This is a genomic window from Fulvivirga sediminis (assembly GCF_016757215.1).
Lineage (GTDB): Bacteria > Bacteroidota > Bacteroidia > Cytophagales > Cyclobacteriaceae > Fulvivirga > Fulvivirga sediminis.
Genome location: NZ_JAESIY010000006.1, coordinates 116,804 through 130,097, shown reverse-complemented (window position 1 = coordinate 130,097; position 13,294 = coordinate 116,804). Strand labels below are relative to the sequence as shown.

The following is a 13,294-nucleotide window of genomic DNA, read 5'->3' as shown; positions in this document are numbered from 1 at the left end:
TCAAAAAATGCAATAATCCCAGATAACAGTCTGGTAATGGGATCTTTGTATCTAAATTAAATCATTCTACCTTGTCTTTTATGTAGGTGCAAGTCTTGTATCTTTGAGGTGATATGGAATACCCTTCTAAATTAATAGAGCAAGCCGTGGAAGAAATCTCAAAACTTCCAGGCATAGGCAAAAAAACAGCACTGAGGTTGGCTCTTTATTTATTAAAGGAATCTGAAGATCAGACGCTGGCCCTTTCCCATGCGCTCAATGAGTTGAGGCAAAATATTCGCTATTGTAAATATTGTCATAACATTTCTGATGATGAGATTTGTAATATTTGTGTGAGCCATAGACGCGATAAATCTATCATTTGTGTGGTGGAAGATACTCGAGACGTTATGGCCATTGAAAATACATCTCAATATACAGGGTTGTATCATGTGTTGGGAGGTGTAATCTCACCTATTGAGGGTGTTGGTCCATCAGATCTGAATATTGATGCTCTGGTAAATAGAGTGAAAGATTCTCATGGAGCAGTAAAAGAGGTGATTTTTGCTTTAAGTTCTACGATGGAAGGCGATACTACCACTTTTTATCTTACTAAAAAACTAAAAGAATACGAGGTGAAATTGAGTACTATCGCCAGGGGGATACCTATTGGAGGTGAGCTTGAGTATGCTGATGAAATTACTTTGGGAAGGAGTATTTTGAGTAGAACAGCTTACGCTAAAGATTGACGCTTAAAGTAAAGCGATTAATAATCTGATAATAATTTGTTAAATCATAATTATTAGATTTAAATAAAGAGTTTCATTGAACGTTCTTCTATCAATATAAGGGTTTCATTAAAAGTATTTCAATTTTGTGGTAACTCTTTGGTAGAATCTATACTTTTGACCCGTTTTTAAAAATAAAATCAAAATGAGTGAATTACTAACCTTTCAATTGTCTGACAGAATTGCAAACATGGAGGAATCCGCAACTTTAGCTATGGCGGCTAAGGCCAGGGAATTTAAGTCCAAGGGAATTAATGTTATTAGTCTAAGTCTGGGAGAACCCGATTTTAAGACCCCTAAGCATATTCAGGAAGGAGCTAAACAGGCGATTGACGAAGGTAAGTATTTTGCTTACCCTCCTGTTCCTGGTTATCAGGATTTAAGAGAGGCTATTGTAAAGAAATTCAAAGAAGAAAATAATATCTCTTACCAGCCAGAAAACATAGTGGTATCTAATGGCGCGAAGCAATCCATAGCTAATGTTATGTTTGCCTTGCTTAATCCTGGAGATGAAGTGATTGTATACTCTCCATACTGGGTTAGCTATTCAGCTCTAATTGAATTGGCAGAAGGTAAGCCGGTATTTATTAAGGGAGTTATCGAAAATGAATTTAAGGCATCTGCACAGCAGTTAAAAGAAGCTATTACAGATAGAACTAAAGCAGTAATATTTTCATCTCCTTGTAATCCTACGGGTTCTGTATTTACTAAAAAGGAACTGGAAGAAATGTCTCAGGTTATATTAGAGCATGATAACATTGTTGTTATTGCTGATGAAATCTATGAGCATATTAACTATACTGAAGAGAAAGTGAGTATCGCATCTCTTCCTGGAATGGTAGATAGAACGGTAACTGTAAATGGTTTTGCTAAAGGTTTTGCCATGACAGGCTGGAGAGTAGGGTACATAGGAGCTCCGGCTTGGTTGGCTAAAGGCTGTACGAAGATGCAAGGACAGTTTACATCAGCTAACTGTTCTATAGCGCAAAGAGCAGCGCTTACAGCACTAACTAGTGATTTAGGCCCTACTTTTGAAATGAAAAAGGCCTATGAAGAGCGTAGACAATTAGTTTTTGATTTACTTTCTGATATACCTGGTATCAAAACTAATATGCCTAAAGGTGCTTTTTACTTCTTCCCTGATGTAAGTAGTTACTTTGGAAAATCTGCTGAAGGTGTTCAAATCAATAATGCCACTGACCTTTGCATGTATATTTTAGACAAAGCGCACGTGTCTCTAGTAACAGGAGAAGCTTTTGGAGATCCTAATTGTATTCGTCTTTCATACGCCGCGTCAGAAGTAGAGTTGAAAGAAGCTCTTAAGAAGATTAAAGAAGTGTTGAGTCTATTATCATAAAATGTCGTACCGCTCAGTAGAAGAGATATTCGAGTCATTCAATAATTTAAAGGTATTAATTATAGGCGATGTTATGGTAGACGCCTATATATGGGGAGTGGTGGAGAGGATTTCTCCAGAAGCTCCCGTGCCTGTAGTAAGAACCACAAAAAGAGATTTTAGGCTGGGCGGTGCGGCTAATGTGGCGCTCAATGTACAATCATTAGGGGCTACGCCTCTGTTATGTGCTGTAGTAGGAGATGATGAAAGTGGCAAACGGTTCATTGGCCGCCTACAAGAAAAGGCTATTTCTGCGGAAGGTATAGTAGTCAGTGATAGCCGTCCTACCACAGTAAAAACCAGAGTGATGACTTCTCATCAGCACGTAGTGCGAGTAGATGAGGAAACGGACGCCTTGCTTAATAAAAAGGAAGAAGCCGCGGTTACTCAGAAAATAGAAGAGCTAATACAAAAGGCCGATGTGGTAATATTTGAAGATTATGACAAAGGCGTACTTAGTAAAGGGTTGATTGCTAAAGCTGTGGATATGGCTCGTGCAAAGGGTATTCCTACAGTAGTTGATCCTAAAAAAAGAAATTTTCTCCATTATAAAAAGGTCACTTTTTTCAAGCCTAACTTGAAGGAACTAAAAGAAGGTCTTAAAGTAGATTTTGAAAAACATGATCAAAAGGCCATCGAAAAATCAGTAGAGCAGCTCACCCAAAAGCTCGAAAGCGAAGGAAGTTTGATTACACTTTCTGAAAGAGGTGTTTTTATTTCCTATAAAGGAGAAAAACATTTGGTGCCTGCTCATATGAGAGAAATATCAGACGTGTCTGGTGCAGGAGATACCGTAATTAGTATAGCTGCAATGTGTGTAGCTCTTGGTTTACCCCCATTTTTAATAGCCGCATTATCTAATTTAGGAGGAGGGTTAGTATGTGAGCATATAGGTGTGGTGCCAATTAATAAGGACTCACTATTAAAAGAAGCTTCAAAGCAAGGTTGGATATAAAGTGAAATGCTTTTAAAACAAAAAACATCCGTGGCACCTAGGCTCACGGATGTTTTTGTTGTCTATAGTTGGCTTTAATTGATACTAAGTACGGCTTTTCTTTAAAAATCAGAAAGTGATGATCGTTAGAGTTGATGTTTGGGACGTTGAGCAGCGGTATTCGCCGATTAATAATCGAATTGATCTTCTAGGTTGCCTTGTCTTTCCAAATCTGCCATTATTTCTTTGTCAAGAGGAGTATCCTTAATTACGTTGTAATTTTCCCAAAAGCTTTTATTGTATTTTTCATCTTGATACTGAAGGCCATATCGTCTCATTTTTCTAGTGTTGGCTATGCGGTGTTCTGGCGAGGTATGAATCTCATTAATTAGAAGTTCTTGATAGAGTTCTGTTTCAAATTTAAGTGTATCTGTTTTTGCGTCATACCAGTTTACTTTTGATATTAACTTCATATAATTAAGGTACATTTTTCCTTCGTATTCTTTGAAATCAATAACCTTCCTATCACTGATGTACTTACTCACAGCTTTGTTTTTCCTTTTTATAATATAATCCTTAGGGTATATCTGTTCTAGCTCCAGGCGAATAATGGCATAAGACTTAGTGTCTATATATAGCTTTAAGGAGTAATCTCTAGACGCAGCTACTACAAAAACTCTATGTCCGTTGTAATAGGTAATACGTTCTCTTTTGAAGTCGTCATAGAATTCTTGGGCGTCGGGAAATTGACGATAACGTATATTATTATTGAGAAGAAGGTCTTCAAGCAGGTTATTCTGGTCAAAGTAATTGGTGAATTTATTATTATAACCATAGCTTTTGCGTACTTCTACCAAGGCTACACGCTCCCTTAGTCTATATTTGTTTCTAGGCTCTTTATAATCTTCGTCATAAATTTTTACAGCGGCTTCTAATAAGGAATAATACGTGCCACCTATCTTTTTGAGATCACGGTAAAATCCATCTAATAGAAAAGGAGTGGTGGGAAAATTCTGATCAATACGAGAAAATGCAATGCCTACTATATCTCCACCACTAAGAGAATCTTGAATAACAACCTCATCTAGTAGCTGTACAGCTTTTTTGAGGGCAAATATTATTGTATCTTGTTGTGGAAGGCTTCGGATGTTGGTTTCTACATTTTCATATCCGAGCATTCTTATAACAAGTATTTTATTTTTATAATCTGCAGGTATATGAAAATCAAACTCGCCCAATGCGTTAGAAACTGTACTTATAGACTCTCCTTTAATGCCTACAGAAGCAAAAATGAGAGGGTCATTGGTCTCTTTGTCTACTATTTTTCCTGATATGGTTATAGTAGCCTGAGCTTGACAAAGTACGGGTGATAAAATAATTAATATTAGAAAACAAAGCAGGCGCATACGATTTTAGCGATAGAACTTAAAGCCACGTGTGACAAATATCAAAACGAAACCACAATTAATCAATATATAATCTCCCTATATTAAATCAAAATGATTGTTTTGTAAGTTTTTAATTATAATGATGTATTTAAAAAAACGTCTTGAATAGATAAAGTTATATCTTTGAGTTTAACTTTAATTCTTTTTATTGAATTTATATTGAATAAAAATATTCTGTCTTGAGAATTATAGAGAAGATACCCAGGATCTGGAAGATAGCCTATTTGCTGATATGTGCCTGGTATGCCATTAATTATACCATAGGATCTATTATGAAATGGCAAATATTGCAGCCATATAATAATGCGGTGCTGTGGAATGGGTTTTATCTTTTTGAAGCTATATGTATTCTTATAGCGCTCACTTTTATCTATAGTAATTGGCTTTTTAAATTTCGTCTTCCTTTTCAGGTAGCAGGGCATTTGTGCGGGTTGGTCGTGTATTTCATGGTCATAAGCTATTTTTCTTACTACTTTGATTATTATTTGGATGGAAGAGTTTATTTGGATGATTGGAAAGAGTATATGCAAGACCTGCTTAGTTTCGAAGCTATGCGGTTTTATGATCAATACTTGATTACAGTGGCCGTATATTATGTTATCCGGTATTTTGAAAGCTTACAGCGAAAAGATCAGGAGAAGAGCGAATTAGCCTTGAAAAACAAAGAGATGGAGCTTTCTTTATTGAAATCACAAATCAATCCTCACTTTCTTTTTAATACGCTAAACTCTATTAGCACGCTAATTAGCTCTAATAAAGAGAAAGCCCGGAAGGTAATCACGCAGCTTTCTGATGTGTTCAGATATGCTTTGGATTCGCATTCAGGGCAAAATGTAAGGCTTATTCATGAATTGGATTTTATTGAAAATTATTTAAAGATACAGCAAGTGCGATTTGGAGAGCGGTTACGTTATGTTACTGAGGTAGAATCTACTTGCTTGAGTGTGGAAATACCCCCAATGGTGTTACAACCGTTAGTGGAAAATTCAGTGAAGTATGGAATAGGTCCCAAAGAAGATGGAGGAACTATTTGGATGATCGTTAAACGTACCGAATTTGGAATCTACTTTGAAATTACAGATGATGGACTAGGGATCAATGCTAAGAAGGTGCTCGATGGCAAGTCTTCTGGAGTTGGTCTTAAAAATTCTGATAAAAGGCTTCAAAGTACCTATGGGAAGTCGGCCTGTCTGCATATTAATGCAGGAAAATATGGTTATTCTGTTAGCTTTACCTTACCCTCTAACTGGGAGGAAGTGAGAGATGAGCAGAGAAAACTGGAAGCGGTTTAAAAAAATTATTAAATTGAAGAACTTATGAAGATAGATTGCTTAGTTATAGATGATGAAAAATTGGCTCGAGATTTATTATTGGAATTTCTGGAGCCGTATCCTGAAATAGAGGTTATAGCCGAGTGCTCTAAAGGACAAGAGGCGGTAGATAAAATAGATAAAATGAAGCCCAAGCTCATATTTCTGGACGTACAAATGCCGGGTATGAATGGTTTTGATGTGCTAGAGGCTATTACCCATAAGCCTTATGTGATATTCACTACCGCTTATGACCAGTATGCTATACAAGCCTTTGATAAAAATGCAGTCGATTATGTGCTAAAGCCTTTGGATGAAGAACGCTTTAAATTGGCTATTAAGAGAGCTACAGATAGAATATCGGCAGAAAAGTCTAATGTGGAAGACATATTGATGAATCTTCAAACCAATAAGAAAGAAGACGAACAGTATAGCAGCCATCTTTTTGTGCAGAAATCTGAGAAGCTACTTAATTTGGACGTGCAAGACATTGTACACTTAGAGGCATCAGGTGATTATACTGTGCTTACTACAAAGAATGATCAATACCTGAGCTCTTCTGGTATAGGTAAGCTAGAAGAAAAGCTGGACCCTAATAAGTTTATAAGAATACACCGCTCTACCATTATTAACCTTAGCTATTTAAAAGAAATAGAAAAGCATTTCAATGGAGGTCTTATTGTAAAAATGGAAAATGGTAAGAGCTTCCCTGTAAGTAGAACTTATGCTAAGCAGATAAGGAAAAAAGTAGTCTGATTACTGACTACTACTTAATTTCTCCTTTATTAATGTCGCCTCATCAGCAGTGCTTACTTCTGATGAGGACATATAAGTTACTATATAATCAACAATATCCTGACCCAATTCTTTTACATTGAGTTGATCAAGGTTAGCCATGATTACTTTTTTATCCTCTTTAATATTCTTGCTCATGCCCATATAGCTGGGTATGCTTCTTTGAATATATAGCCTTAAAAACCTTATCTCCAGGTTATCATCATCTTCAGAAACAGCTTCAGAAAGTAAAGATTCACTTTCTCTTAAATAGGAATATTTGCTTACAGGGTTCCAGCTATGCTTAGCAATAAGGGCTTCAGAAACAGCCAGATAAGCTTTTATGAGTGGTAATTCTGAGTTCATTTCTTCTATGCTGTCATGAAATTCCCAGCATTTGTCTAAATCAAACTCAGAGTAGAACAAATCTTCTCTGATGGACTTAATATCACCATCTTTAGGCTGTGCGTGCAGATGATGAGAAGTGACTAAAAGCACTACCGAAAGGACTAGTGATAGATGTTTTTTCAATTTACAAAAACTTAATATTTTTTTAAAACGAGCTTCATTTTAGAAAGTTTGCAACTTTAGTATTTTTTTGATTTACATCATATACATTCTTTCTAGTTTCTGCCTTATCCTTCTCCACACGCATAAAAAAGCTTTGTTGTCTTGATTTATTTATTAGATTTGCCAACCTATCCTAAACTATAAACTTAAAGCATGCAGACACTTAACGATATTCTTGTTCTAATTGATAGCTACATTGGTAGCGCAGGGTGGTTTCCATACGCCTTGTTAGGAACAGGACTTTTCTTTACTCTTTATCTTGGTTTTCCTCAAATTCGATATTTTGGCCACGCTCTGCGTATAGTTACCGGTAAATATGACAAAGACGGTGATCAGGGGGATGCCACACACTTTCAGGCTTTAGCCACTGCACTTTCTGGTACTGTGGGCACAGGAAATATAGGAGGCGTAGCACTGGCTATTCACCTTGGCGGGCCCGGAGCTTTGTTCTGGATGCTCATTACAGCTTTCTTGGGTATGACTACCAAGTTTGTGGAGGTAACACTATCTCACAAATATCGAGAGAAAGATGAAACGGGTCGTATCGCTGGTGGGCCGATGTATTATATGAAGAATGCAGAGTTTAAAATGTTTGGTAAGAAATTCCACTTGGGATGGCTTGGTGGCATATTCGCATTCGCAACTATTCTTTCATCTTTTGGAACAGGTAACTTGCCTCAGATCAACCAGATAGCTAGTTCAATTTTTGCTTCTTTTGGATTAGCTCAGTGGATAACGGGAGCTGTATTGGCAGTGATTTTGGCTCTGGTAATTTTAGGAGGAATCAAAAGGATTGTTCAGGTTACTGAAAAGTTGGTGCCGGGCATGGCTATTATATATTTCCTTGGAGCTTTAGCGGTAATATTTACTAATTATGAAAATATAATCCCTTCATTCATCTCTATTTTTGAGGATGTACTTACTGGTTCTGCAGCAGCAGGAGGTTTCTTGGGAGCTAATTTTGCTTTTGCTTTTAATAGAGGTGTAAACAGAGGCCTTTTTTCAAATGAGGCAGGACAAGGATCTGCACCTATCGCTCATGCTGCGGCCAAAGCTCATGAGCCTGTATCTGAAGGAATGGTGGCTATATTAGAACCATTCATAGATACCATTATCATATGTACACTTACTGGTTTGGTGCTATTGTCTTCTGGAGCATGGAAAGATAAAATCCATAATCAGTTTGAATATACGGAATTAGATATACTTACTTCTAGGTTTGACGAAACCAAGCCGGAGGATCGTAAAAAACTATATGACTACTTGGTGAATGACAAGAAAATGACCAAGTATACAGGAGATTTAGAAATTAAAGAAGGAGAGATCATTAGTGACGTTACCTTAGTTCATTCACGTTCTTTTGCGGATAATGTGGAGGTGCTAGGGGCTAATGGTAATCCGTACACGGGTACTCTTCATGTAAAAGACGGAGATGTAATAGATCCTGATAGGTCCATTGCTTTCTGGGGAGAATCATTAGTGCATAGTGCACCTCTTACGGCAGAGGCTTTTAGAAGGAGTTTCTTGGGTAAATATGGCGAGTATATTGTTACGTTCGGTCTGCTATTATTTGCTTTCTCTACTGCCATTTCTTGGTCTTATTATGGAGATAGAGCTACTACTTTCTTGTTTGGAAGTGAATACATTGTGTTTTATAGGATATTATATATTGTGGGTTTCTTTCTGGCTTCATTTGCGGATACCACGATCATTTGGACACTGTCAGGTATTACCATTGCTCTGATGACCTTACCTAACTTGCTCGGAATTTTGCTTTTGAGCAAGGAAATGAAAACCACGGTTAAAGAATACTGGGAGGACTTTAAAGCAGGTTTTCCTGATGATAGAAACTCTAAAAGGAAGAATTAAAACTAAGGGTTAAATTTTATTTTAACCTTTACATTTTCTTTTTCTGAAACAGAATTGTGGCTAGCCGGTATCCAGGCTGGCCCTTTTTTTATAAGACGAATAGCCTCATTATCATAAGCCTTTCCTAAGCTCTTTTTCACTTCAAAATTAGATAGCTTGCCATTGTCAGATACATCAAAAGTGATTACTACAATGCCCTTAACACTATCATTCGGGTATTGAATATTCTCCTTAATATATTCTTCATAAGCATCCATTCCTCCTTCAGGTACAGCTTTAGTAGTTGTTTTCTTACCTTTTTTCTTGGCATATCCAGTTGTAACTATTTCGGCCAGTTGCAAGGCGTCATTCTGTAGTTCTACATCTATTTCATTTTGATCATCGATTGCTATTTCTTTGGAGGTAAGGCCTACAGAACTAAAAATTAATGATCTGGATTGCAAGTTGTCAGGAGATACTATGGTGTATTCCCCATTAGTATCAGACACGGTGCCCGTAGTAGTGCCTGCAATAGTCACATTTACACCGGGTAGAGGAGATCCATCTTCAGCTTTTACTACACCTGTAATTACTTTTGGAAAATCTTCTTTAGTGGCCTGGTTAGGTAAGGGCTCTTCAAGGTCGGCAGATATATTCACCAGTTCGTTACTAGGAATAGGAGTGCCAGTTACTCTTCCTCGTAATTTTGGAGTTGGAGCAATGAGTGTGTCTGTTTCAAAAGTGATTTCTGATAGCTCGGCTTCCGCTATATTTAGTGTGCTTACTTTTGGAGGTGAGGGTGTAGCTTCCTTTTTTGATAGTATACTTTGTCTGGTCTCCATGGCTTGTCGAGAAGTACCTACAGGTGCCTTTAGCTCTATGCTTTCTTCTGCTTTTATCGGCTCAGCGGCTATAGGAGTTTTTTGTAAAGCCAGTAATGAGTCGCTATTATCTTGTTCTGAAGTGTTTTGAGAAAGCTCCTGGTCTTCTGTAGTTTCTTGTTTTTCTGAAGAAGAATCACTGTTTTGAGCGGTGTTTTCTTGAGTCGGCACTCCTTCATATTGAAAAACGAAAGTGAGGGCAACGGCTATCAGAAGCAGAGAAGCTGCTACTTTTAGCCATATTGGTAAGGTCTTTTTCTTTTTGTTAATTCGAGAATCAAGCTGCTGGTTGAGTTTTTGAAGATCATCAGCTATAGAGCCTTCATACTGTTCAAAACCCTCCATCGCTTCTGACTCAAAGTCATTATTGAGCATGAGCTTTTCTACCCTGTTTCTTTCCAAATTAGAAAGTTCATCATTCAGGTATTTCTCCATCAACTCAGGTGTGAGTATATCTTCAGTATGGTGATTATTATCTTTCACTATTTTTCTCCATGCATATTTTTAAATTCCTTTTTCCGTTTTGAATATAACTTTTTACCTTCTTCAAATCATAGTTGGTGGCTTCTTCCACTTCTTTATATGATCTGTTTTCAAGATAAAACAATTCTATACACCTTTTCTGTTCATTTTGAAGTTCTTCTATACATTTTTCTAATTCTTGCAGGTCTTCTTCTAAAAGTGGCTCATCATTATGATGCATAAGCAAGTCAGATTCCACATGGGTAGAGTCAATATCTTTAGTGACTTGCTGATTTTTATATTTAACAGATCGTAACTGCATCAAACAATGATTTTTAGACAGTACGTAAAGCCAGCTTTTAAAATTATCTACTTCCTGAGTTTGTAATTTATCAGTCAATTTCTCAAATATCTGCATTACAGCATCCTGACTTTCTTCTTTGTTTTTGAAGTACTTGAGGCAGACACCATACACTAGGTGCATATATTTTTTAAAAAGCACGCCCACTACCTGCATATCTCCTGAGTTTTGATACGCTCTTATCAGCGACTCGTCTTCATGTATGTCTGGTGTTTGCTTTGGCATGTATTTGATCTTGCAGCTTTAAACTTAAAAAAAATCATTGGCATTTATGGAAAATTTTATGGTAGTGCATCCTGTAAATAAGTTTCATTTAATTATAAAGTCATGAAGAATATAATAGTTGTTGGTTTATTGCTTATAAGCGGTATCCTCTATGGGCAGAAAAAAGTATCAGGTACCGTGATTGATGAAAATGATGGAAGCCCTTTACCAGGTGTAAGTGTGACAGTTAAGAATGGCATACATCAAGTGATTACAGACTTAGAAGGTAAATATGAGGTAGACGTAACTCCGGAAGATGTCCTGGTCTTTTCATTTATAGGATATGAAACAAAAGAAGTACAGGTTGGAACCAATTCTGTAATTAATGTGGCTATGTTAGCAGGTGGAGCTGAGCTTGAGGAAGTGGTAGTAGTTGGCTATTCTTCAAGAAAAATGGGTGTGGCTAAGAGAATAAGTGGGGTGTTCAAAAGAAAAAATTCGGCTCCAGCCTATGACTCACAGCCTATAGAATTTAATACGGAAGGTTATAATACGATTGAGGAAAATGTGTTTAAAGATGCTATAAAAAACCCTCTATCAACTTTTAGTATAGACGTAGATGCGGCCTCTTATAGCAATGTACGCCGATTTTTAAATAATGGTCAAATGCCACCAAAGGATGCGGTAAGAATTGAAGAGATGATTAATTATTTTGATTATGATTACTCGGAGCCTGCCAAGGAAGATCCTTTTTCAATAAATGCAGAGGTCTCATCTGCTCCATGGAATCAAAAACATAAGTTGGTGCACATAGGCTTGCAAGGAAAGAATATTCCTGTAGAAGATTTGCCTGCTGTTAATCTGGTTTTTTTAGTGGATGTATCCGGCTCTATGAGCGATGCAAATAAGTTGCCTTTACTGAAGTCCTCTTTTAGAATGTTAACACAGCAATTGCGTCCTCAGGATAGGGTAGCCATAGTTGTATATGCAGGAGCCGCGGGAGTGGTTTTACCCTCTACTTCCGGAGATCATAAAGGTAAAATATTAAAAGCTCTTAACGGATTACAATCAGGAGGGTCTACTGCTGGTGGAGAAGGAATAAAACTGGCTTACAAAGTGGCTAAGGAAAATTTTATTGAAGATGGGAATAATAGAGTTATTCTGGCTACTGATGGAGATTTTAATGTAGGAGAATCTAGTGATGCACAGATGCAGCGCCTGATAGAAGAAAAGCGAGATGACGGTATATTTTTAACCGCCTTGGGTTTTGGTATGGGTAACTATAAGGATTCGAAAATGGAGACTTTGGCAGATAAAGGCAATGGAAATTATGCTTACATAGATAATATTCTGGAAGCAAAGAAAGTGCTGGTGAGTGAATTTGGAGGGACATTGTTTACCATAGCTAAAGATGTGAAGATACAGGTTGAGTTCAATCCTGCTAAGGTGAAAGCCTATCGTTTGATTGGGTATGAAAACAGACTGCTTAATGACGAGGATTTTAATGATGATAAAAAAGATGCTGGAGAGCTAGGCGCGGGACATACCGTAACGGCTCTATATGAAATTATCCCTTTTGGTGTTGATAGCAAGTTTTCTCCTATTGATGATCTTAAATATCAAAAGATTGAAATATCTCAGGAGGCTGAAGGTTCAGATGAATTACTGACGGTGAAGCTGAGATACAAAGATTCGAGGGGGAGTGAAAGTAAATTAATAGAAAAACCATTGAAAGATACAAGCATTAAATGGGCAGACACCTCTGAAAATTTCAGATGGTCAGCGGCCATAGCCAGTTTTGGTATGTTGCTGAGACAATCGGAATATGTCGATGATATGAATTACCAGGATGTGCTGGAATTGGCTCAATCGGCTGAGGGTAAAGATGAACAAGGGTATAGAGCAGAGTTTATTCATTTACTCAAAAGCTGCATGCTTATGGCCCGAAATTAAAATGAAAAAAGAGCATCTGTGACCGCATGATGCTCTTTTTATTTACCTAAACAAAACAATTTTGAGTTTTTTGACCTATTGCTTTATCAATCTTGAGTTTTTTGACCTTTTTGTTGAGATGATTCACCTTATACCAACAGTGTGCCAAAATATAAAAAGTGGCTTAAGCGAGTTTATTAGCTATTCTATAAAATTATATAATTGAAATATGTTCATATCTGAACGCTAAGGTGAACGGTATTAATTAGGGTAATTATTGATTGCAATTGTATAATTATAGAAAAGTGATATTATTGCGGCTAATACATTGATGCTAAACCTATTTTTTGATCTATGACTTTTTTTATCAATTTAAGTACTGAGCTAGCTAAACAAAGGGTAATAAA

11 protein-coding genes are annotated in these 13,294 nt (G+C 36.9%); 7 read left to right on the top strand and 4 right to left on the bottom strand.

What is annotated here, in order from left to right; all coding sequences use genetic code 11:
• Positions 1–113 precede the first annotated feature (113 nt).
• The 3 genes from recR (at position 114) to JL102_RS12130 (ending at position 3,118) form a co-directional block, all read left to right on the top strand.
• A complete protein-coding gene (gene recR / locus JL102_RS12140) occupies positions 114–728 on the top strand; it encodes a recombination mediator RecR (protein ID WP_202244684.1) in 615 nt (204 codons plus the stop codon).
• Between the two features lie 184 nt (positions 729–912).
• A complete protein-coding gene (locus tag JL102_RS12135) occupies positions 913–2,124 on the top strand; it encodes a pyridoxal phosphate-dependent aminotransferase (protein WP_202244683.1) in 1,212 nt (403 codons plus the stop codon).
• 1 nt (position 2,125) lies between these two features.
• Positions 2,126–3,118: a bifunctional heptose 7-phosphate kinase/heptose 1-phosphate adenyltransferase gene (locus tag JL102_RS12130; protein ID WP_202244682.1), complete on the top strand. Its 993-nt coding sequence runs from the start codon at positions 2,126–2,128 to the stop codon at positions 3,116–3,118.
• Between the two features lie 167 nt (positions 3,119–3,285).
• On the opposite strand, the gene JL102_RS12125 is transcribed toward JL102_RS12130, so the two are convergent.
• Positions 3,286–4,503: a carboxypeptidase-like regulatory domain-containing protein gene (locus JL102_RS12125; RefSeq protein ID WP_202244681.1), complete on the bottom strand. Its 1,218-nt coding sequence runs from the start codon at positions 4,501–4,503 to the stop codon at positions 3,286–3,288.
• A gap of 221 nt (positions 4,504–4,724) precedes the next feature.
• On the opposite strand from JL102_RS12125, the gene JL102_RS12120 reads away from it, so the two are divergent.
• Positions 4,725–5,837: a sensor histidine kinase gene (locus JL102_RS12120; protein WP_202244680.1), complete on the top strand. Its 1,113-nt coding sequence runs from the start codon at positions 4,725–4,727 to the stop codon at positions 5,835–5,837.
• A gap of 24 nt (positions 5,838–5,861) precedes the next feature.
• Complete coding sequence (locus JL102_RS12115; protein ID WP_202244679.1) at positions 5,862–6,611, top strand: LytR/AlgR family response regulator transcription factor; 750 nt, start codon at positions 5,862–5,864, stop codon at positions 6,609–6,611.
• On the opposite strand, the gene JL102_RS12110 is transcribed toward JL102_RS12115, so the two are convergent.
• A complete protein-coding gene (locus JL102_RS12110; RefSeq protein ID WP_202244678.1) occupies positions 6,612–7,160 on the bottom strand; it encodes a hypothetical protein in 549 nt (182 codons plus the stop codon). It lies immediately after the preceding gene.
• A gap of 192 nt (positions 7,161–7,352) precedes the next feature.
• Here JL102_RS12110 and JL102_RS12105 point away from each other — a divergent pair, with 192 nt between their 5' ends.
• Entirely contained in the window at positions 7,353–9,068 is a 1,716-nt protein-coding gene (locus JL102_RS12105) for an alanine/glycine:cation symporter family protein (protein ID WP_202244677.1), read from the top strand.
• A 2-nt stretch (positions 9,069–9,070) separates the two neighbouring features.
• On the opposite strand, the gene JL102_RS24015 is transcribed toward JL102_RS12105, so the two are convergent.
• Complete coding sequence (locus JL102_RS24015) at positions 9,071–10,411, bottom strand: TonB family protein (protein WP_202244676.1); 1,341 nt, start codon at positions 10,409–10,411, stop codon at positions 9,071–9,073.
• The gene (locus tag JL102_RS12095) at positions 10,401–10,976 is read right to left on the bottom strand and encodes an RNA polymerase sigma factor (protein ID WP_202244675.1); all 576 of its coding nucleotides are present in this window, start codon (positions 10,974–10,976) and stop codon (positions 10,401–10,403) included. The genes JL102_RS24015 and JL102_RS12095 overlap by 11 nt, the downstream gene beginning before the upstream one ends.
• 102 nt (positions 10,977–11,078) lie before the next feature.
• On the opposite strand from JL102_RS12095, the gene JL102_RS12090 reads away from it, so the two are divergent.
• A complete protein-coding gene (locus JL102_RS12090; RefSeq protein ID WP_202244674.1) occupies positions 11,079–12,908 on the top strand; it encodes a vWA domain-containing protein in 1,830 nt (609 codons plus the stop codon).
• The last annotated feature ends 386 nt before the right edge of the window (positions 12,909–13,294 follow it).